Source organism: Streptomyces sp. NRRL S-646 (assembly GCF_000720765.1).
Classification (GTDB): Bacteria; Actinomycetota; Actinomycetes; order Streptomycetales; family Streptomycetaceae; genus Streptomyces.
In genome coordinates, this window is the sequence record NZ_JODC01000004.1 from 73,695 (window position 1) to 94,940 (window position 21,246).

Consider the following 21,246-nt stretch of genomic DNA (forward strand, 5'->3'; position numbering starts at 1 on the left):
CGGCGCCCGCCGCGTTCATACGGCACCGCCCGCCGACGCCGCTTCCTCGCGCCGCAGCCGTCGTACGTAGAACACGCCCGCGAGCAGCGGTACGACGAGCAGCAGCAGACCGGCGGCAGCGCCCCGGCCGAACCGGAAGAACGTGAAGAAGACCTCGTAGACGTAGAGGGAGAGCACGCGGGTGGCGTCGACGGGGCCGCCGCCCGTCATCACGAAGACGAGGTCGAAGACCTTGAAGGTGTAGACGAGGCCGAGGAGCAGGACGGTCACCGCGACCGGCCGCATCAGCGGGAGCGTGATGTGACGGAAGCGCCGCCCGGCACCCGCGCCGTCGAGGGCGGCGGCCTCATGGAGTTCGGGGTCGATGGTGTGCAGTCCGACCAGGAGCAGCAGCATGTTGAAGGGCACCCCGACCCAGATGTTGGCGAACACGACACCGGCCAGGGAGGTGGAGGGGTCGGTGAGCCAGTCGTGGGACAGGGCGCCCAGGCCGACCGCTTCTAGCAGGGCGTTGTAGGCGCCGGACTCCGCGTCCAGCAGCCAGCGGAAGAGGGTGCCGCTGACCACGGGCGGAAGCAGCCAGGCCACCAGCAGGAGCGACCGCAGCAGCCCGCCCAGCGGGAAGGGGCGGGCGAAGAGCAGGGCCAGGGCGAAGCCGATGCTGAACTGGAGCAGCAGCGAGCCCCCTGTGAAGATCAGCGAGAGGCGTACGGAGTGCCAGAAGGCCGGGTCGCGGGCCACGGTCCGGTAGTTGTCGAGGCCATTGAACCGCGCGGCCCCGCCCAGCAGTTGGCCCAGGTCGACGTCGTGGACGGACGTCCACACGTTGTAGAGGAGCGGGTAGGCCAGGAAGAGGGCGAGGAAGGCCATTCCCGGGAGGCAGAACAGGTAGCCCTCGCGTCGGAGGCGTGCGGAGGGAGACGGGGTCCGGCTCATCGGTTGCCCAGCGCCTTGTCGATCTTGGCGGCCGCGGTCCTGGCCGCGGCGGAGGGGGACGCGGACCCGGCGAGCACCGCCTGCTCCGCCTCCGCGACCGCCTGCGAGGCCTCTGCGTAGTGCGCGCCGTACTGGCGCGGGCGGGCCAGCGGCAGCTGGCTGAGGAAGAGCCGCAGAGCGGGGTCGGATGCCCAAGTGCCCTGGTCGGCAAGGTCCTTGCGGGAGGGCAGGTCGCCGAACGACACCAGGTAGGGCACCAGCACCGACGGGCGCTGCGTGTACTGAAGGACCTCCCATGCCTTGTCCACGTGTTTGCTGCTCGCCATCACGACCCAGTTCTCCCCGCCCAGGCAGGTGGCGGCCGCCTTGTCCCGGGGCAGGGCGACCACGTTCCAGTCGAAGGCGGCCTTCTTCAGGGTGGGGACCTGCCAGGGGCCGTTGATCTGCATGGCGGCGCGCTGGTTGAGAAACCGGGTGTTGGCGTCCTGCTGGGTCCAGCCCACGCACTGTTCGGACAGGGACCCCTTGGTGATCAGTTCGTCGAGGAACGACAGCGCGGTGGCACCGTATGTGCTGAAGGTGTCCAGGTCGCCGCCCGCCTGCCACAGGAACGGCAGGAACTGGAAGACGCCTTCCTCGGTCTTGATCGCGCTCAGGGCCAGGCCGTAGCGGTCGCCGCTGGTCAGCCGGTGGGCGGCGGAGGCCAGTTCGTCCCAGGTGGTGGGGGGTTTCACACCGGCGGACTTGAGCATCGCGGTGTTGCAGTACAGGGCGAGGCAGTTGCTGTTGTTGGGGATGCCGAGGGTCTTGCCGCCGACCTGACAGCCGGACCAGGGGCCCTTGTAGTACCGGTCGGCCTGTCCCCATTTCTCGACCATGGTGGTGAGGTCGGCGAGCAGATGGCTGCCGCCGAGGGTGTTCATGGCGACGTTGTCGACGATGGCGATGTCCGGCAGGTCGCCGGAGATGGCGGCCAGGGCGATCTGCCGGTCGAGTTCGGCGAACGGGAAGGTCCGCCGCTCGATCTTCACGTCGGGGACGCCGGCCTCGATGTCCTTGATCAGGCGGTTCATTCCGGGCTGGAAGTTGTCCAGGGTGAAGTAGTCCCACCAGGTGAGGGTGACCGGGCCCGAGGTGCCCGGGCTGCAGGAGGTCAGGGCGCCGCCGAGGCCGAGGGCAGCCGCCGTTGCTGCGGTGCCCGAGGTGCGCAGAAAACCGCGGCGGTCGAGGGGGTACGACATGGACAGCTCCCGGAGATGGTCGGACGTCGGTTTCTGGCACGAAGCCGACGTGCCGGAAACCGACGTATCAGAATTCCATGCCGAATTCGGGGAAATCGGGGAATTCCGCCTCGGGTTCCGAGCCCGGCACCGGACGGCACCGTCCTGTGCTGGCACGCAGGGTGATCAGGGGTTTCAGCAGGACGTGCCGGGGCGGCGAGTCGGGTGAGCGCAGCCGCTGCATCATCAGGTCGACGGCGACCCTGGTCATCTCCTTGGCGGGGATCCCCGCGGCGGTGAGCGCCGGGGTCACCTGCTCGGCCCAGGGGCTGGCCGCCACGCCGACGACGGAGAAGTCGCGCGGCACGCTGCGGCCGTGCCGGGTGAGGCCGCGGTAGACGCCCTCCAGGGCCGCCTCGTTCAGGGTGACCAGGGAAGTGGTCAGCGGGTCGTCCAGCAGGATTCTTTCCACGACCTGCTCCCCCGAGGCGAGGTCGTCGCCGCAGAGGTATGCGCGCGGGGTGAGCAGGAGTTTCTTCATCGCTTCGGTGTAGCCCTCGTCGCCGAACCGCGCGAACCCGTACCCGCTGTCGAACAACTGCTCGGACCGGTTGGCGAAGGCGATCCTGGTGTGGCCCAGGTCGGCGAGGTGCTGGACACAGGCCCCGGCCAGACCGGCGAAGTCCAGGTCGACCCAGCCGGACACGTCGGTCCGGTGGTTGCGCCCGATGGCCACGAAGGGGAAACCCTCCTCGGCCAGCCGCTCGACGCGGTCGTCCTCCCGGCGGATCTCCATGACGATCACGCCGTCGACCCGCCGGTCGCTGATCATCCGCAGGAACGAGGGGTCGTCGTGCCGGTCGGCCGGCGACAGCAGCAGGTCGTAGCCGTGGGCGGTGGCCGCTTCGGCGATCCCTCCGACGAAGGCGAGCTGCATGGTGGTGTAGTCGCGGTGGCGTCCGGCCGGCGGGTACAGCAGTCCGAGCGTGCGGGTTCCGCCGCCGCGACCCTCGTCTGTGACGGGCGCGGCCATGGTCAGCCGGCCGGGAGGGTTTGCTCGGCCCAGATGGTCTTGCCCACGGAGGTCTGCCGGGTGCCCCAGCCCTGAGTGAGCTGGGCGACCATGTGCAGCCCCCGCCCGCCCTCGTCGTAGGTGCGGGCCCGGCGCAGGTGCGGGGCGGTGTTGCTGGCGTCGGACACCTCGCAGATCAGGGTCCGGTCCCGGATCAGCCGCAGGCCGATCGGTACGGCCCCGTAGCGGATGGCGTTGGTGACCAGTTCGCTGACCACCAGCTCGGTGACGAACGCGGCGTCCTCCAGCCCCCAGGCGGCGAGCTGGCGGGAGGTCTGGGCACGGGCGTCGGCCACGATCGCAGGGTCGGACGGCAGGGACCAGGCGGCGACCTGGTCGGCGTGCAGGGCACGGGTGCGGGCCAGGAGCAGGGCCACGTCGTCGGCGGGAGACTCCGGCAGCAGGGCCTTGAGGATGGTGTCGCAGGTGACCTCCAGGGAGGGGACGGGAGCAGCCAGCGCCTCGCAGAGCCGTTCGAGCCCGAGGCCGACATCGCGGTCGCGCGCCTCGATCAGACCGTCGGTGCAGAAGGCGAGCAGGCTGCCCTCGGGCAGCTCCAGTTCGGTGGCCTCGAAGGGCAGCCCGCCGACGCCGAGCAGCGGACCGGGGGTGAGGCGGACGACGCTGACCGTGCCGTCGGGGAGCAGCACGGCGGGCGGGACATGGCCCGCGCTGGCGAAGGTGCAGATACGGGAGACGGGGTCGTAGACGGCGTAGAGGCAGGTCGCACCGATCTCGCCACTGGCCACGTACGACTCGCCCGGGGAAATGTCCTCCCTGTCCGTGGAGAGATGGATGACCAGGTCGTCGAGGTGGGTGAGGAGTTCGTCCGGCGGCAGGTCCACGTCGGCGAGGGTGCGCACCGCGGTGCGCAGCCGTCCCATGGTGGCGGAGGCGTGGATGCCGTGCCCGACCACATCGCCGACGACGAGGGCGACACGGGTGCCGGACAGGGGCACGACGTCGAACCAGTCGCCACCCACTCCCGCACCTCGGCCGGCCGGCAGATACCGGTACGCCACCTCGACGGCCGCCTGTTTGGGCAGGTCGCGGGGGAGCAGACTGCGCTGGAGGGTGAGGGCGTTGGTGCGCTCCCGGGTGTAGCGGCGCGCGTTGTCGACGCCGACGGCCGCCCGGCCGGCGAGTTCCTCGGCGAGCATCAGATCGTCCTGTTCGAAGGGTGGCGAGCCTTCGGTCCGGACGAAGACCGCGACGCCGAGGGTGCTGCCGCGGGCGCGCAGCGGGGTCGCGATGGCGGAGTGGATTCCGTACGTCTCGACCGCCGCGGTGCGCGACTCACGCCCGGCGGTCCAGCGGACGAAGTCGGGATCGTCGGCCCCGCTCAGCAGCGGTCGCCCGCTGGTCAGGCAGCGGGCGGGGGGCGAGAACGGCGGGTAGTCGTCGATCTCGCCGAGGTCGACGGCGGCGTCGGGCACCACGTCGCCGCGGGTGGCGGACCGGTGGGCGACCCTGCGCAGCACCACGGTCGCGTCGACCGGGCCGGGTACCGGTTCCTCCCCGCGCAGCACGGAGTCGAGCAGGTCCACGCTGGCGAAGTCGGCGAGCCGCGGCACGGCGAGAGCGGCGAGCTCCTTGGCGGTGCGGGTCACATTGAGGGTGGTGCCGATACTGGTGCCGGCCTCTTGCAGCAGGGCCAGCCGCTGCCGCGCGGAATGCTGGTCACTGCTGTCGAACGCGGCGGTGCCCACACCGACGACCTCGCCGCTGGCGGGATCCCGCACCGGCCACAGCTCGATGATCCAGGCCGGCTGACGAGCCGGGACGGGTGCGGAGGACGGCTGCGGGGCGGAGCGCTCATAGCGCATCGGCGTGGCCTCGTCGGCGACCCGCCCGACGCAGCGGAGGAAGCCTTCCTCTGCGAGGGCTGACCCGGGCTGCTCCGGGCCCGCGTCGGAGATGGGCTCGCCGCGCTCGGCGGCCGCGTTGAGATGCCATGAGCGGGAGGCGGTGGAATAGGCGGCGAGCGCGATCGAGGACTGCGCGAAGGCCCACTCCACCATCGCCCGGTCGGGCCGGGAATCGGCGGAAGGGACGGTGACGGCGACGACGAACCCCTGGGGTGTGCCGTCGCCGCCCAGCGACGGATGGGCGTGCAGGGTCACTTCGACGCGGTGACCGTCCCGATGCTGCAGCGCCGCCGTGCCGCTCCATTCCTGGGAGCCGGTGAGGGCGAACCCCGCCGCCTGGGGAGCCTCGCGGCCGAGGAGCAGATCGGCCGCGGCACGTCCTACGACGTCCGGGGCGCGGTGGCCGAGCAGCCGCCGAGCGCCCTCGCTCCATCCCGTGACGATGCCGTCCATGCTGACGGTGACCGTCGCGACCTCGGCTGACCACCCGCGGTGACCGTCTCCCTGATCGTAAGTGGCCATTCTTGCTCTATTCGCGCGGTGAGGGTCCTCACAGACCCAGGGTGCGCGTCGGGCAGGAATCGGACAAGTCAGATCGGGCCACCGCGGCACCCTCGCGGCCGTCGCCGCCGCCCTGTCCTACGCCCCCTCGTCGGTCTCCCAGCAGCTGTCCCAGCTGGAAGCCGAAGTGGGTGTCCCGCTGCTGGAACCGGTCGGACGGCGGGTGCGGCCGACCGCACAGGCCGAGATCCTCGTTGCCCACACCGAAGCGGTCCTCGAACGCCTGGAGCGTGCGGAGGCGGACATCGCCACCTCCCTGACCGAGGCCGTCGAGGCGTCACGCGCGCAGCCGCCGCAGGGCTCGGGCCGCGGCATGGGCTCCGCACATTCCATGGGCGCCGGCGCCGGGCGGGGTGGCCGCGGAGCACAGATAGTGGCCGGGGACTCCGGTGTCGTAGGGCTGCAGGGTGGGGCGTGTTCCGAGGAGGAGCTGGGGGATGTCCGTGGCGCCGGTCATGATGTTGCCGCCGACGTAGTTGGGGTTGTACTCGGCGAAGCCGGGCGTGGTGCGCACCGCGGTGCCGATGATGCGGTCCCGGAAGCCGGGTGCGAACCGCTCGATCTGGGCGGTGATCGCCTCGGTGGCGTCGCCGGTGTAGCCGTTCGGGACGTGGGCGTACGACCACACGGGGTGGATGTCGCCGGCCGACCGTGACGGGTCGGCCAGGTACTGCTGCCCGACCAGGACGAACGGCCGCCGAGGCATCCGCCCGGCGTGGATGTCCCGCTCCGTCGCCGCGATCTCGGCGTAGGTGCCGCCGACATGCACCGTGCCGGCCCGCCGTGCCGCCTCCGCCCGCCAGGGGACGCCGCCCTCGACCGCGAAGTCGACCTTGAACGCTCCCGGTCCGTAGCGGTAGCGCCGGTAGGCGCGGGCGATCCGGGGCGGCAGCAGATCGCCGAGGATGTCGGCCAGGGCGGTGGGCGCCACGTCCCACAAGGTCACGTCCGCGTGCGGGAGTTGGGCGACCGACCGCACCCGTACCCCGGTCGCGATCGTCCCCCCGAGTTCACGCAGCAGCGCCGCCATGGCGTCGGTGATGCGGCGCGATCCCCCTTCGGCCACGGCCCAGCCGTAGCAGTGGCCGGCGGTGACGATGCCCAGCCCGATGCTTGCGGTCAGCGGCCGTTCCAGGGGGTGGAAGGCGTGCGCGGCGACCCCGCCCCACAGGCCCCTGGCCTCCTCGGTCCTGAACGCCTTCGCCAGCAGGGAGGCGGGGGCGAGCGCGGGAGCACCGAAGCGGGCGAGGCGGATCGGGTGCCGGGGCAGGCGCAGGAGCGGGCCCATGATGTCGTCGCCGAAGGTGTCGTACGCCGCCGACGGCCCCTCGAACAGCCGCCGCCAGGTCCGGCCGTCGGCGCCGAGACCGGCGGCGGTCGCGGTCACCGAGCGGTGCAGCACCCCGGCCGTGCCGCCGTCGAGCGGATGCACGCAGTCGATCTCCGGCCACGCCCACCGCAACCCGTACCGATCGAGGCCGAGTTCGTTCAGGAACGACGAGCCGACGGCCATGGGGTGGATGGCGGAGCAGAAATCGTGCAGCAGCCCCGGCACGATCGCCTCGCCGGAGCGGGTGCCGCCGCCGATCCGGTCGGCCGCCTCCAGCACCGTGACCCGCAGGCCGGCCCGGGCCAGGGCGACGGCGGCGGCCAGACCGTTGGGCCCGGCACCGACGACGGTCGCCGTACTCATCCCGACTCCTTTCGTTCGACCTGTCGCACATCGTTCGAAACCTCTTGACGCCCCACAGGACGCCGATTGAAACTCTCGCAACACGACGTCACCTCCACGTAACACCAGGCCTGCGGCGAACGCGCTGTCGGCCGGCTCCCGCTTGCTCGCATCCCGCCTTTCTCCCCGTCATCAGCCATGTCTCAGCAGGGAATCCCGACATGACGCACAGCGCACGACTTCCCGGCCGCGCGAGACGCCTGGCGGGCCATCTCGCCGGACTGACCGCCGCCGCGATGCTCCTGACCCTCGCCGGTCCCGCCCTCCCCGCACAGGCGGCCCAGACGGCCGAAGCCTCGGACCTCACCGACGGTCTGGCCCTGTGGTACAAACTCGACGCCGGATCCGGGACCACCGTGAGCGACGCCTCCGGCAACGGCCGCGACGGCACGGTGAGCGGCACCGCCGACTGGTCGGCGTCCGGTAAGGGGCTCGCCTTCAACGGGTCCGACACCTACATCAAGGTGCCGGACGACGTCATGAAGGGCATGGACTCGATCACCGTCTCCCTGGACGTGCTCCTCGACTCCGCGCAGACCACGCCGTACTTCCTCTACGGCTTCGGCAACTCCAGCGGCGGCAACGGCAACGGCTACCTGTTCACCACCGGCAACTCCCTGCGCACCTCGGTGGCGACCGGCAACTGGTCGACGGAACAGACCACGAAGCCGTCCGACTCCCACAACCTCACCCGCGCGGTCTGGAAGCACCTCGCCTACACCCAGACCGGCACCACGGGCGTGCTCTACGAGGACGGCGTCGAGGTGGGCCGCAACACGTCGGTGACCATCACCCCCGGCGCGATCGGCTCCGGCACCACCACCGCCAACTACATAGGCAAGTCCGTGTACTCCGGCGACAAGCTCTTCAAGGGCCGGATCCGCGACTTCCGCGTATACGACCGCGCACTGGCCGGCTCGGAGGTCGAGCAACTCGCCCTCCCCGTCGACACACAGGGCGTCGCGGACGACAAGGCGGCCCTGAACCTCGGTGACACCAGCGCCGTCACCGCCGACCTGGACCTGCCGAAGACCGGTACGGCCGGCGGCTCCACGATCAGCTGGGCCAGCGACAACACCGCGGTCGTCTCGGACTCCGGCAAGGTCGCCCGCCCCGCCGCCGGTTCACCGGACGGCCACGCCACGCTGACGGCGACCCTGAAGAAGGGCACGGTCACCGACACCCGGACCTTCGAAGTGACGGTCCTGCCCGACTTCGACGACGCCACCGCCACCCGGCAGGCCGCCGACGCGCTGACCGTCCACAACCTCGACGACGCACGCGGCAACCTCACCCTCCCGGCAAGCGGTTCCTACGACACGAAGGTCGCCTGGTCCTCCGCGAAGGCGGACGTCGTCTCCGCCGATGGTGTGGTCCACCGCCCCGCGCACGGCGACGGCGCCGCCACCGTCGAGCTGACCGCCACCGTGACCAAGGGCGAGGCGACCGCCACCCGCACCTTCACCGCGCACGTGCCCGAACTGCCCGCCAAGGCAGCCCTCAAGGGCTACATGTTCAGCTACTTCACCGGCGAGGGCACCGCGGACGGCGAACAGATCTACAACGCCCTCAGCAAGGGCAACGACCCCCTGCACTGGCGGGAGTTGAACGACGGCAAGCCCGTCCTCACCTCCACGCTCGGCGAGAAGGGCCTGCGCGACCCGTTCATCATCCGCTCCCCCGAGGGCGACAAGTTCTACCAGATCGCCACCGACCTCAGGATCTACGGCAACGGCGACTGGGATGCCGCCCAGCGCACCGGCAGCAAGTCGATCATGATCTGGGAGTCCACCGACCTGGTGCACTGGACGAACCAGCGGCTGGTGAAGATCTCCCCCGACAGCGCCGGCAACACCTGGGCACCTGAAGCGTTCTACGACGCGAAGCGCGGCGAGTACGTGGTCTTCTGGGCGTCGAAGCTGTACGACAACGCCGACCACGGCGGCGACACGTACAACCGCATGATGTACGCCACCACCCGCGATTTCTACACCTTCAGCGAGCCCAAGGTGTGGATCGACCGCGGCTACTCGGTCATCGACTCCACGATGATCCAGCACGACGGGACGTACTACCGCCTGTCCAAGGACGAGCGGAACAACACCTCCTCCACCCCCAACAGCAAGTTCATCTTCGAGGAGAAGAGCGACTCGATCCTGGGCTCCTGGGACCCGGTCGCCGAGGGCATCGGCAAGGGCGCGATGAGCGCGGCCGAGGGGCCGCTGGTGTTCAAGTCCAACACCGAGGACAAGTGGTACGCCTTCCTCGACGAGTTCGGCGGCCGCGGCTACATCCCCTTCGAGACGACGGACCTGGCCTCCGGCAACTGGACCCCGTCCACCGGCTACGACCTGCCGGCCAGGCCCCGCCACGGCACCGTTCTGCCCGTCACCCAGGCCGAGTACGACCGTCTGCTGCGCGCCTACCAGCCCGACCAGCTGGTGGAGAGCGTCGAGGGCGTGAAGGTGAGGACGAAGACCGGTCAGGCGCCGGTCCTGCCGGCCACCGTGATCGCCAAGTACGCCGACGGGGTCGACCGGCCCACCGCCGTCACCTGGGACGACGTCCCGGCCTCGGCCTACGCGGCCCCCGGAACCTTCACCGTGACCGGCAGTCTGCCGGACGGCTCGGCCCTCCCCGTCCAGGCCGAGGTCACGGTGTCGGAGGAGGGCGCCGACGTCCCGGCCGACCTGCTCCTGCACTACGACTTCGACGAGACGGGCGGCAACATCGCCCGCGACTCCAGCGGCCACGGCTACCATGGCACCTACGTCCACACGCCCGACTTCGGCACGGGTGTGCAGGGCGGCTCGTTCAAGATGTCGGGGGACGCGTCGAGTTCGCCGTATGTGAAGATCCCGAACGGGGTGCTGAAGAACGCCGACAGCGTGACCGTGTCGACGTACGCGAAGTGGAAGGGCGGCAGCAGCTTCCAGTGGCTGTTCGGGCTGGGCCCCGACAGCAACAAGTACCTCTTCGCCACCCCCTCCAACGGCGGCTCCAGCCTCTACTCGGCGATCACGAAGGCCAGTTGGTCGGCGGAGTCGAAGCTGACGGCCGGCTCGCAGCTCACGCCCGGTGAGTGGCGGCACGTCACCGTCACCCTCGACGGCTCGACCGGCACGATGGTCCTCTACGTCGACGGCATCGAGGCGGCGCGCACCACTACCACCATCAAGCCGTCCGAGCTGTACGACGCGAACAAGGACTACAGCGGCTACATCGGCCGTTCCCTGTACTCGGCCGACCCGTACTTCGGCGGCGAGGTCGACGACTTCCGGATCTATGACCGGGCCCTGTCGGCCGCGGAGGTCATGGAGCTCAGCGGCAACACGGCGGGCATCGCGAAGGCCACGCACCCTGATCTGAAGGTCGACGCCATCATCGACAACGCCGACAGCAAGATCACCCTCCCGCTCGAGGAAGGCACCGATCTCACCTCACTGGCACCGGAGTTCACCCTGGCCCACGGCGCGGCGATCAGCCCCGCCTCCGGCAGCGTCCAGGACTTCAGCAAGCCGGTGACGTACGAGGTGACGGGCTCCGACGGCAAGAAGCGCACCTGGACCGTGTCGGCGCTCATCATGAAGAGCCCGGTGCTGCCCGGCCTGAACGCCGACCCGAACATCGTCCGATTCGGCGACACCTTCTACATGTACCCGACGACCGACGGCTTCGAGGGCTGGAGCGGTACGCAGTTCAAGGCGTACTCCTCGACCGATCTGGTCCACTGGAAGGACCACGGCGTCATCCTCGACCTGGGCCCGGACGTCTCCTGGGCGGACAGCAGGGCCTGGGCGCCGACCATCGCCGAGAAGGACGGGAAGTACTACTTCTACTTCTGCGCCGACGCGAACATCGGTGTCGCGGTCTCAGACTCGCCGACGGGCCCGTTCAAGGACGCGCTCGGCAAGCCGCTCCTGAAGGCGGGGGCCTTCAGCGGCCAGATGATCGACCCCGCGGTCTTCACCGACGACGACGGCCAGTCGTACCTGTACTTCGGCAACGGCCACGCGTACGTGGTGCCATTGGGCGCCGACATGACCTCCATCGACACCTCGAAGGTCAAGGACATCACCCCGAGCGGTTACAACGAGGGCTCCTTCGTCATCAAGCGCAAGGGCACCTACTACTTCATGTGGTCGGAGAACGACACCCGGGACGAGAACTACCGGGTCGCCTACGCCACCGGCCCTTCCCCCACCGGCCCCTGGACCAAGCGGGGCGTGATCCTCTCGAAGGACCTCTCCCAGGGCATCAAGGGCACCGGCCACCACAGCGTCGTACACGTGCCCGACACCGACGACTGGTACATCGCCTACCACCGCTTCGCCATCCCCGGCGGAGACGGCACCCACCGTGAAACCACCATCGACAAGATGGAGTTCGACTCCGACGGCCTGATCGAGAGGGTCGTCCCGACGCTCACGAGCATCGACCCGGTCACCATCGTCCACGCGGGTCCGGACGCCACCGGCACCGAGGGCGAGGCCATTCCGCTCGCCGGCACGATCTCCGGCGCCGGTACGCCCAGGTGGACGGTCGAGGAAGGTGCCCCGTGCACCGTCACCGACGCCAACTCGGCCCGGACCACGGTCACTTGCACCGACAACGGCACCTTCAAGCTGACCCTGACCGGCGGCCGCAGCACCGACACCACCACGGTCACGGTTTCCAACGCCGCCCCGTCGATCACCTCGGCGACAGGCCCGGTGACCCCGACTCCCGTTGGGAAAGCGGTGGTTGTCACCGCTGCCTTCACCGATCCGGGCACGTCCGACAGCCACACCTGCACGATCGACTGGAAGGACGGCACCAAACCGACATCGGGCCGACTCACCGGCTCCGGCGACGCCTGCCGTGCCGAGCACGTCTACGGCGCCGCAGGCATCCACCGCCCGGTGATCACCGTCTCGGACGACGACGGGGGCACGGACAGCACAACGCTGCCCGAGGTGATCGTCTACGACCGTGCCGCCGGTCCGGCGTTCGGCGCCGGCACGATCACGTCACCGGCCGGCGCCTACCCGGCCAGGCCGGAGCTGACCGGCAAGGCGGCGTTCACCTTCGGCGCCCGCTACCACAAGGGGGCCGCCACCCCCACCGGGGAGGCCGTGTTCGTCTTCGGCGCCGCCCGGCTCAACTTCCGCTCCACCGGCTCCGACTGGCTCGTGATCACCGGCTCCCGGGCCGTCTACCAGGGCTCCGGCACGGTCGACGGCCACGGCGGCTACGGGTTCCGTCTCACCGCCACCGACAGGCCGGACACGTACCGCATCAGGATCTGGAAGAAGACCACCGGCGACGTCGTCTACGACAACCAGGACGGTACGAGGACCACCGGCACCGTCACCGTCGGAAGCCACCGGCACTAGAACCCCCACCACGCACACCGCTGAGCCGTGCCCGGCACACCCCGGGCACGGCTCTCTGCTGACGGGCACCCATGTGTGCACGTTCCCAGTTCGTCCCATCCGCCTTGCGCTTTGCATTGCCCATGACAACAACGTCCCTTACTGTGCACGTTCTCAGCAGTTGGCGTCTCGTCAACTCGACGCCGGGTCAAAGGAGATCGGGATGTCCGTGCACGGCTCCAGGCGCACCATGAAGGTCGCCGCCCTGCTCGCAGTGGCCGCCGCGCTGCCGGCGGCCATGCTCACCACGCCGACGAGCGCCTCCGCCGCGGGCTCGCTCAGCATGCTCGGCGCCGATGTCTCGACGGCACAGCGGGCACTCGACCTGGGCGCCAAGTACTACGACGCGAACGGCAACGCCAAGGACCCGCTGGACATCCTCAAGGGCGCCGGCGTGAACTACGTCCGCCTGCGGATCTGGAACAACCCGGCCGGCGGCTACAACAACAAGGCCAAGGTCCTGGCGTACGCGAAGACGGTCAAGGCGAAGGGCCTCAAACTGCTGGTGGACTTCCACTACTCGGACACCTGGGCGGATCCGGGCAAGCAGTACAAGCCCGCGGCCTGGTCCGGGCACGGCATCAGCCGGTTGCAGACCGACGTCTACAACTACACGTACGACGTCTGCAACAGCCTCAAGGCCCAGGGCACGACTCCGGACAGCGTGCAGATCGGCAACGAGATCAACGTCGGCATGCTGTGGGACGACGGCAAGGTGATCAACAACGACTTCACCAACCTCAGCCTCCTGCTCAAGTCCGGCTACAACGCGACCAAGGCATGCAACAGCGGTACCAAGGTGGTCATTCACACGGCGGACGCGGACAGCGACGCTCACGCCCGCTGGTTCTACGACGGCATCAGGGCCAAGGGCGTCAACTGGGACATCACCGGGCTGTCCTACTACTGCATGTGGCACGGCACGCCGGCCAACATGGGCAGCGTCGTGTCCGACATGAAGTCCCGGTACGGCAAGGACGTGATCATCGCCGAGACGGCGTACCCGTTCACCGCGGGCAACGCGGACGGCACGGCCAACTCGGTCACCTCCGGCTGCTCGGGCTACCCCCTCACCTGGCAGGGCCAGGCGGCCAACTTCACGGCCGTGCAGAACACGGCCCGCACTGCGGGCGCGATCGGCGTCTTCTACTGGGAGCCGACCTGGTACGCGGTCCCCGGCAACGGATGGGATCCCGCCGACATCAACAACAGCGGAGACGGCTGGGACAACATGGCCGCCTTCAACTGGACCGGCCACGTGAACCCGAACATCAAGTGGACTCCGTGACGAGGACCGCGCGTTGACGGTGCCTAGCCCGCGAGCCCGGCCTTGCGGCAGGCGGGCCGGAGCGCGCGGGTGCAGATCTCGTCGATGGTGTACACGCCGTCCTTGACGAGCGTCTGCTCGATGGTGCGGGCCGTCACAGGCCTCGGTGTGAGCAGCACTGACGGGATACGGCTGGTGGTGGGGCTGTCGGTCGTCGTGGGGGCGACGTTGCGGGGATCGTCGCCACGCCCCAGCGCCACGGCCATGGCGGCGGCCGCATCCGCCTCCGCGCGGAACGGTTTGTAGACCGTCATGTACTGCTCTCCCACGACGATCCGCCGTACGGCGTCGAGGTCCGCGTCCTGACCGGTGACCGGGGGAAGTGGCCTGACGCCGGCGCGCTTGAGGGCGGAGACGGCGCCCGCGGCTATCGCGTCGTTGGCCGCCAGGACCCCGCCGATCCGGTCCGGGCCCAGGGCCGCGACGGCGGCGGACATCTGGGCGTGGGCGTCGTCCGTGCTCCAGCCCTGGATGGCGTACGACCTGCCGATCCTGACCTTGCCCGCCAGGACGGACAGGGCGCCCTTTCTGAACCAGGCCGCGTTGGGGCTGGTCGGATCGCCGTTCAGCATGACGACCTGCCTGCTCTTCGCCCGCCCGTCCATCGCCTTCAGGAGCGCCTCGCCCTGGAGCCTGCCGACCTGCCCTCCGTCGAAGCTGACGTAGCCGGAGACCGGGCCTTCCGCGAGCCGGTCGTAGGCGACGACCGGTACGTCCGCCCGGTGGGCTTCGAGGATGGAGGAACGGAGCGCCCTCGCGTCGGCGGCGTCGAGGATCAGGACCCGGACCCCCTTGGTGATCATGGAGGTCAGCTGTTGCCGCTGTCGGTCCGCGTCGTCCTCGGCGTTGGCGTACTCCACGCTGCAGCGCGGACACAGCTCCTTCAGCCGCTTCTCGATCAGCGGTCTGTCGGAGTGCTCCCAGCGGGGGACCGACCGGCTCGGGAGCAGCAGGCCGACGGTGAAGCTGTCCGAGCCCGTCCCCTTGTCGCCTCCGCAGGCGGTCTGGGGCATCGTCATGAGTCCCACCACGAGGGCGGCGGCCACGTGCCACAGGCGGGTTCTCACCGTCGGCCCCCTCGTTCCGTCCCCGGATCCGAGGCGGTCGGCGCCGGTGCTCGTCCCGGCAGGACGATTTCGCTCCACACCTGTTTGCCGCCGGCCACCGGCATCGAGCCGAACGACTCCGACATCGCCTCGACCAGGAGCAGGCCCCTGCCGCCGGTCGACTCCCAGTCCACGATCACCGGCTTGGCGGGGGCGCGGGGCGAGGAGTCCCCCACACAGACCCGTACCCGGTCACCCCGGAGCATGAGGTCGAGGCGGACCGGGCCCTGTGTGTGGACCAGGGCGTTGGTGACGAGTTCGGACACGACCAGCAGGACCGCGTCGGCCACGTCGTCGGCCTGCCAGTTGCGCAGCGTGCGGGCGGTGAAGCGGCGGGCGTGCATGACGGCGTCGGGCAGCCGCCACACCACCCAGCCGGCCCTGATCGGCCGGGTCCCCATGCCGTCGTAGCGCAGCAGCAGCACCGCGACGTCGTCCTCGCGGCGGCCGACGTCGCCGAGGAGTTGGTCGGCCATGCGCCCCAGATCCGCCGGATCGGCCGCGGCGAGCGCCGTGCGTGTCTGGCGCATGCCCTCGTCGAGGGGCAGCCCGGCGGCCTCGACCAGGCCGTCGGTGACCAGGGCGAGGACCGTGCCGGGAGACAGCTCCACCGCCGTCATGGGGAATTCCGCCTCTTGGAGGATGCCCAGCGGGAGCCCGCCCTCGACCTCGATCTCCTCGGTGCTGCCGTCGGGGTGGCGCACCAGGGGGGCGAGGTGCCCGGCCCGCACGAAGAGGGTGTTGCCCTGCTCCAGGTCCAGTTCGGCGTAGCAGCAGGTGGCGAAGAGGTCGGTCTCCATGCCGACGAGCAGGCGGTTGGCGTGGGAGACGACCACGTCGGGCGGGTGGCCCTCCACGGCGTAGGCCCTGACGGCGGTACGCATCTGGCCCATGATGGTCGCGGCTCCCGCGCTGTGCCCCTGCACGTCGCCGATCACCAGGGCCACCCGGTCCTCGGACAGGGCGATGACGTCGTACCAGTCGCCGCCCACCTGCAGGCCACGCCTGGCGGGCAGATACCGGGCCACGGCCGTTCCGCCGGGCAGGTTCGGGAGACGCCGGGGCAGCAGGCTGCGCTGCAGCATCGTGGCGAGTTCCTGCTCGGCGTCGTGCTCGTGCGCCCGTTTGAGGGCCTGTCCGACCAGCGCCGCGGTGGCGGTCAGCAGGGACCGTTCGTCGGGGGCGAACTCGTGCGGCTGGTCCCAGCCGACCAGGCAGACGCCGGTGACCCGGCCCCTGGCGGGCAGCGGCAGGACGGCCAGGCCTCCGTTGCCGATGCCCGCGAGGTTCGGTTCGAAGGCCGTGCCGGCCGGCCACAGGTCCAACCGCCCGTCGCGCAGGGCAAGTTGAAGAGTGGGCAGGGCGCTGACGGGTGCGTCGGGCCACTCGGTACGCCACTCGGCACGCCAGGCCTCCGGCCAGGCGGCGGGCTGCGGCGGATCGAGCACGGTCACCATCAGCCGGTCGCCCTGCAGCTCCGCAAGGGCCACCCGGTCGGCGCCCAGCGGCTCCCGCAGCGCGGTGACCACGACGCGGCCGACGTCACGGACCGTGGTGGCGTCGTCGAGTGCGGCGGTCAGCCACTGGATCCTGGAGACGTCGTCGGGGCCCCGGCGCAGCACCGAGGTCGCCGTCACCACGCCCAGAACCTGCTCGGGACGGTCGTCGGTGCCCGCCACGACCCGGCAGCTCAGCCTCAGCCAGCGCATCTCCCCCGTCGGTCCGCGCACCCGGAACTCCAGCTCCCGCCGGCCGAACGCCTGAGGGGCCGGCTCCAGGACCGACACCAGCGCGTGCATGTCCTCGGGCAGGGCGTGCGCAAGCAGGGTGTCCGCCTTGCCGTCGAAGTCGGCCGGCGTGATACCGAGGAGTTCGAGCAGGGCGTCGTCCGCGTCGATCAGGCCGGTGTCGGGCACCAGCACGAACGAGCCGACGCGCAGGCTCCGCAGGGCGGGACCCAGCAGCGGCGACGGCGGGGACCGGCCGGCAGCGGCCAGCAGAAGACCCGCGACGGCATCGGCGTACCGCTCCAGGAAGCGGCGCTGCTCGTCCTCGAAGCCGTCCGCGGAGCCCCCCAGGACGACCAGGCAGCCGAGCCGGCTGCCGTCCGCCTCCAGCGGCAGGGCGCCGAGCGAGGCCTCCGTGTGCGGCGGTGTGGGCGCGCCCTCGGAGTAGGCGGCCAGTTCCGCGGGACTGAGCCACAGCGACCGGTCGGTGCGGAAGGCGTGCGCGGCGGGTGAGCCCCCCGACAGGGACAGACACTCGGGCAGCCGGTAGTCGGAAACGGCCCAGCGGGCCGTCTCCGCCAGTCGGAGCTCGTCCTTGTCCCCGGCGGGCACATAGACGGCTGCCATGGCCGCTCCGGCGAAGGTCAGAGCGCGCTCGTCCGCTGCCGCCTCCGGCACCGCGGGCAGCCCACCCGCGTCCGCGGCATCGGCTCCGGATGCCCGCAGCTGAGAGACTCCGGCCCGGGCACCGCCGTCTTCAGGCATGTCCGCAACCTACCTCCCGTCCGTGCCGCGGATGCGGCTGAGATCGGGCGTCCCCACAACAGAATCGCATATCGGAGCAAAGCGCCACTGCATTCGCAGATCGCCGTAGCCGGTGCCACACTGACGGCATGGTCGTCTTGCCGCTCACGTGAGAGGGCCAGGTGTCGCCGCGTGCGGGCAGCGACCAGTGCTCTTGTGGATCTCCATGCCAGGCGTGACCGCCCGACCCGCGCACGGAGGGAGGTCTCGCACATGAAGGCCTGCATACGGGGCGCGGCCATCGTCATGACCGCGGTCTCGACGGCCGTTGCTGTGCCGGCCTGCGGGGCGGGCACCGGAAGCGACTCCGACGGGGGGAACTCACCGAAGATCGCGCTGCTGCTGCCGGACGCCACCACGGCCCGCTGGGAGACACAGGACAGGCCCTTGCTCGAGAAGAAGATCATGCAGCTGTGCCGGCACTGCACGATCGAGTACGCCAACGCCAAGGGCGATGTGGCCTTCCAGCAGGAGCAGATGGACTCGATGATCACCAAGGGCGTCGATGCGATCTTGCTGGTGGCGGTGGACGCCAGATCGCTCGGCGCGTCAGTGCAGGAGGCGGCCCGGGCGGACATCCCGGTGATCGCCTACGACCGCCTCGCGCAGGGCCCGATCTCGGGTTACGTCTCGTTCGACGGCGAGGAGGTCGGCAGGCTCCAGGGCAGGGCACTGCTGAAGGCCATGGGCAACCACGGCCCCACGCCCCAGATCGTCATGATGAACGGCGATCCCAGCGACCCCAATGCGGTGTCGTTCAAGAAGGGCGCACTGTCCGTGCTCACGGGGAGGGTGAAGATCGGCAAGGCGTACGACACGCCGCAGTGGCGGCCGGAGATCGCGAACACGAACATGTCCGGCGCGATCGCCGCCCTGGGCGTGGCCCATATCCAGGGGGTCTACTCCGCCAACGACGGCCTCGCCGGGGCCAGCATCTCCGCCCTCAAGGCGAACAAGGTCGACCCGCTGCCCCCGGTCACCGGGCAGGACGCCGAACTCGGAGCCGTGCAGCGCATCGTCGCCGGCGATCAGTACATGACCGTCTACAAGCCCTTCGGCCCCGAGGCGTCCGCCGGCGCCGCCATGACCGTGGCCGCGGCGCGCCGGACCGCCCTCGAGAAGGTCGCCAAGGACAAGGTGAGGCCCGGCGGTGGGAAGACCGTTCCGGCCGTTCTGCTCACCCCCGTGTCCGTGACCGCCGCCAACATCAAGGACACCTTGGTCAAGGACGGCTTCTACACCGTCCAACAGATCTGCGTCCCCCGACTCGAGGCCGCCTGCAGCAGGTCCGGACTGACCTGAAGAACCGGCTTCGACCGAGTCCGAGCCCCGGGAAGGAGATGGTCTTCGTGCCGGATTCTCCCTTGCTGGCGCTGCACGGCGTGTGCAGACGCTTCGGTGCCGTCGAGGTCCTCAAAGACGTCGAGCTGGAGATCCATGCCGGCCAGGTCGTCGCCCTGCTCGGCGACAACGGTGCCGGCAAGTCCACCCTCGTCAAAGTGATCTCCGGCGTCGCCCCCGCGGACAAGGGCGTCATCGAGTGGGAGGGCCGCACGGTGCACATCAGGCGCCCGCACGACGCCCGGGACCTCGGCATCGCCACCGTCTACCAGGACCTCTCGCTGTGCGGGAACCTCGACGTGGTCGGCAATCTCTTCCTCGGCCGGGAGATCCGCAGGTTCGGGTTCCTCGACGAGATGGCGATGGAGAGCCGCACCATCGAGCTGCTCAAACGCCTCACCAGGAACGTCCCCGAACTGCGCGCCCCGGTCGTCTCCCTGTCCAGCGGCCAGCGCCAGACGGTCGCCATCGCACGGTCGCTCCTCGGCGAGCCCCGGGTCCTCCTCCTGGACGAACCGACCGCGGCGCTGGGCTTCGAGCAGACCACCGAGGTCCTGGACCTCGTCGACGCGCTGCGCGACCGCGGCATGGGAGTGCTGCTCATCAGCCACAACATGGGGGACGTCAAAGCACTCGCGGACCGGGCCGCGGTGCTGCGGCTCGGCCGCAACAACGGCTTCTTCAACGTGAACACCGCGTCCCAGGAACAGATCATCTCCTCCATCACCGGTGCCACGGAGAACGTGCCCCGCCGGCCGGCCACCCACGAGGCGTGGTGAAAGGGATGCGCCGTATGACGGACAACACGCGGGCCGAAGAGGCCACCGCCGCAGATTCCCGTGGGCCGCACGGCCGGGAGGCTGTCGCCCTCGCCCTGAAGGACGGGGCCGATCTCCTGCGGCGCAGGTTCCGCGCCGGTGAACTGGGCTCGCTGCCCGTGGCCCTCGTTCTCGCCACGGTCTGGATCATCTTCCAGTCCCTCAACGACAACTTCCTCTCACCCCGGAACCTGTCGAATCTCAGCGTGGACATCGTGGGGACCGGCCTGATCGCGGTCGGCATCGTCTTCGTGCTGCTGCTCGGTGAACTCGACCTGTCGGTGGGCTCGATCAGCGGCTTCGCCGCGGCCATCTTCGCCGTGCTGAACGTGAACAACGGCGTGCCCGAATGGATCGCCCTCATCCTCGCGGTGCTCGCGGGCACCGCGGCGGGAGCCGTCCAGGGCTTCTCCTGCGCCAAGACCCGGGTACCGGCCTTCGTCGTCACACTGGCGGGGCTGCTCACCTGGAACGGCCTGATGCTCTACGTCCTCGGCACCAGCGGCACGGTCAACCTCGACGAGAACGGGCTGGTCGCCGAGTTGACCAGTTACTACTTCACCAATGACGCCGTCGCCTACGGCCTGGCGGCGCTCTGCGCCGGCATCGTCTTCCTGATGTCGTACCTGGACCGGCGCCGCCGCGTGGCCGCCGGCATGCCGCACCGCTCGCTGCGGGAGATCGCCGTGCGCACGGGAGGACTCGCGGTGGTCGCGTTCACCACGGCGTATCTGCTCAACCGGTTCCAGGGCCTGCCGCTGGCCCTTCTGATCTTCCTCGTGGTGGTGGCCGGCCTCGACATCGTCCTGCGCCACACGCACTACGGCCGGCAGGTCTACGCGCTGGGCGGCGGCGTCGAGGCGGCCCGTCGCGCCAGCCTCAATGTGACGGGCATCCAGACCGCGGTGCTCGCGGTCTCCGGGACGATGGCCGCGATCGGCGGCCTGTTCCTCGCCTCGCGCATCACCTCGGTCAGCCAGAGCTCGGGATCGGGAGTCCTGCTGCTCAACGCCATCGCGGCGGCCGTCATCGGCGGCACCAGCCTGTTCGGAGGACGCGGTACGACCTGGTCCGCGGTGCTCGGCATGCTGGTCATCCAGTCGATCGCCTCCGGCATGGCGATCACGGACACCCCCACGGCCATCCAGTTCGTCATCACGGGCGGGGTGCTCTTCGCGGCCGTGGTCATCGACGCACTGTCGCGGCGCTCGCAGGAGGCGCACGGGCGGGCCTGACACATCGACCTTCTTGTCGATACGTCCTGACAAACTGGTGACCACTCGCGAAGTGGCGTCCTGACCTCAGCAAAGGCATCAACCA

The 21,246-nt window shown here is 70.2% G+C and carries 12 protein-coding genes and 1 pseudogene; 6 read left to right on the plus strand and 7 right to left on the minus strand.

Annotated features, from left to right (window positions below; translation table 11 throughout):
- Window positions 1-15: 15 nt before the first annotated feature.
- The 4 genes from IH68_RS0108585 to IH68_RS0108600 form a co-directional block, all read right to left on the minus strand.
- Window positions 16-936, minus strand: a complete 921-nt coding sequence (locus IH68_RS0108585; protein WP_030930900.1) for a carbohydrate ABC transporter permease — start codon at window positions 934-936, stop codon at window positions 16-18.
- Complete coding sequence (locus IH68_RS0108590) at window positions 933-2,177, minus strand: ABC transporter substrate-binding protein (RefSeq protein ID WP_030930902.1); 1,245 nt, start codon at window positions 2,175-2,177, stop codon at window positions 933-935. The genes IH68_RS0108585 and IH68_RS0108590 overlap by 4 nt, the downstream gene beginning before the upstream one ends.
- A gap of 67 nt (window positions 2,178-2,244) precedes the next feature.
- Window positions 2,245-3,189 (minus strand): LacI family DNA-binding transcriptional regulator, encoded by a 945-nt coding sequence (locus IH68_RS0108595; RefSeq protein WP_051833300.1) that lies wholly within the window; start codon window positions 3,187-3,189, stop codon window positions 2,245-2,247.
- A gap of 2 nt (window positions 3,190-3,191) precedes the next feature.
- The gene (locus tag IH68_RS0108600) at window positions 3,192-5,618 is read right to left on the minus strand and encodes an ATP-binding SpoIIE family protein phosphatase (RefSeq protein ID WP_030930907.1); all 2,427 of its coding nucleotides are present in this window, start codon (window positions 5,616-5,618) and stop codon (window positions 3,192-3,194) included.
- Window positions 5,619-5,676: 58 nt separating this feature from the next.
- On the opposite strand from IH68_RS0108600, the pseudogene IH68_RS52855 reads away from it, so the two are divergent.
- Window positions 5,677-5,922, plus strand: a pseudogene (locus tag IH68_RS52855) (LysR family transcriptional regulator); the annotation flags it as partial.
- A 12-nt stretch (window positions 5,923-5,934) separates the two neighbouring features.
- Here the strand turns inward: IH68_RS52855 and IH68_RS0108610 are convergent.
- Complete coding sequence (locus IH68_RS0108610; RefSeq protein ID WP_030930911.1) at window positions 5,935-7,350, minus strand: phytoene desaturase family protein; 1,416 nt, start codon at window positions 7,348-7,350, stop codon at window positions 5,935-5,937.
- Window positions 7,351-7,550: 200 nt separating this feature from the next.
- Here IH68_RS0108610 and IH68_RS0108615 point away from each other — a divergent pair, with 200 nt between their 5' ends.
- Window positions 7,551-12,764 carry a family 43 glycosylhydrolase gene (locus IH68_RS0108615; protein WP_030930913.1) on the plus strand — a complete coding sequence of 1,738 codons (5,214 nt, stop codon included), beginning with the start codon at window positions 7,551-7,553 and terminating at the stop codon, window positions 12,762-12,764.
- Window positions 12,765-12,966: 202 nt separating this feature from the next.
- Window positions 12,967-14,091: a glycoside hydrolase family 53 protein gene (locus tag IH68_RS0108620; protein ID WP_234341278.1), complete on the plus strand. Its 1,125-nt coding sequence runs from the start codon at window positions 12,967-12,969 to the stop codon at window positions 14,089-14,091.
- A gap of 23 nt (window positions 14,092-14,114) precedes the next feature.
- On the opposite strand, the gene IH68_RS0108625 is transcribed toward IH68_RS0108620, so the two are convergent.
- Complete coding sequence (locus IH68_RS0108625) at window positions 14,115-15,197, minus strand: sugar ABC transporter substrate-binding protein (protein WP_030930927.1); 1,083 nt, start codon at window positions 15,195-15,197, stop codon at window positions 14,115-14,117.
- On the minus strand, window positions 15,194-17,728 hold the full coding sequence (locus IH68_RS0108630; protein WP_037884671.1) for a SpoIIE family protein phosphatase: 2,535 nt from the start codon (window positions 17,726-17,728) through the stop codon (window positions 15,194-15,196). The genes IH68_RS0108625 and IH68_RS0108630 overlap by 4 nt, the downstream gene beginning before the upstream one ends.
- A 252-nt stretch (window positions 17,729-17,980) precedes the next feature.
- On the opposite strand from IH68_RS0108630, the gene IH68_RS0108635 reads away from it, so the two are divergent.
- From IH68_RS0108635 to IH68_RS0108645, 3 genes are read left to right on the plus strand one after another with little or no spacing between them, the layout of a single operon-like run.
- Window positions 17,981-19,069, plus strand: a complete 1,089-nt coding sequence (locus IH68_RS0108635; protein WP_030930930.1) for a substrate-binding domain-containing protein — start codon at window positions 17,981-17,983, stop codon at window positions 19,067-19,069.
- 38 nt (window positions 19,070-19,107) lie between these two features.
- Window positions 19,108-19,887 (plus strand): ATP-binding cassette domain-containing protein, encoded by a 780-nt coding sequence (locus IH68_RS0108640; protein WP_030930931.1) that lies wholly within the window; start codon window positions 19,108-19,110, stop codon window positions 19,885-19,887.
- Between the two features lie 5 nt (window positions 19,888-19,892).
- Window positions 19,893-21,161 (plus strand): sugar ABC transporter permease, encoded by a 1,269-nt coding sequence (locus IH68_RS0108645; RefSeq protein WP_030930934.1) that lies wholly within the window; start codon window positions 19,893-19,895, stop codon window positions 21,159-21,161.
- Window positions 21,162-21,246 lie beyond the last annotated feature (85 nt).

Bases quoted from the DNA above. Each gene is read 5' to 3' on its own strand.
- IH68_RS0108585 (WP_030930900.1), bottom strand. From the start codon at position 936: ATGAGCCGGACCCCGTCTCCCTCCGCACGCCTCCGACGCGAGGGCTAC.
- IH68_RS0108590 (WP_030930902.1), bottom strand. From the start codon at position 2,177: ATGTCGTACCCCCTCGACCGCCGCGGTTTTCTGCGCACCTCGGGCACC.
- IH68_RS0108595 (WP_051833300.1), bottom strand. From the start codon at position 3,189: ATGGCCGCGCCCGTCACAGACGAGGGTCGCGGCGGCGGAACCCGCACG.
- IH68_RS0108600 (WP_030930907.1), bottom strand. From the start codon at position 5,618: ATGGCCACTTACGATCAGGGAGACGGTCACCGCGGGTGGTCAGCCGAG.
- IH68_RS0108610 (WP_030930911.1), bottom strand. From the start codon at position 7,350: ATGAGTACGGCGACCGTCGTCGGTGCCGGGCCCAACGGTCTGGCCGCC.
- IH68_RS0108615 (WP_030930913.1), top strand. From the start codon at position 7,551: ATGACGCACAGCGCACGACTTCCCGGCCGCGCGAGACGCCTGGCGGGC.
- IH68_RS0108620 (WP_234341278.1), top strand. From the start codon at position 12,967: ATGTCCGTGCACGGCTCCAGGCGCACCATGAAGGTCGCCGCCCTGCTC.
- IH68_RS0108630 (WP_037884671.1), bottom strand. From the start codon at position 17,728: ATGCCTGAAGACGGCGGTGCCCGGGCCGGAGTCTCTCAGCTGCGGGCA.
- IH68_RS0108635 (WP_030930930.1), top strand. From the start codon at position 17,981: ATGAAGGCCTGCATACGGGGCGCGGCCATCGTCATGACCGCGGTCTCG.
- IH68_RS0108640 (WP_030930931.1), top strand. From the start codon at position 19,108: ATGGTCTTCGTGCCGGATTCTCCCTTGCTGGCGCTGCACGGCGTGTGC.
- IH68_RS0108645 (WP_030930934.1), top strand. From the start codon at position 19,893: ATGCGCCGTATGACGGACAACACGCGGGCCGAAGAGGCCACCGCCGCA.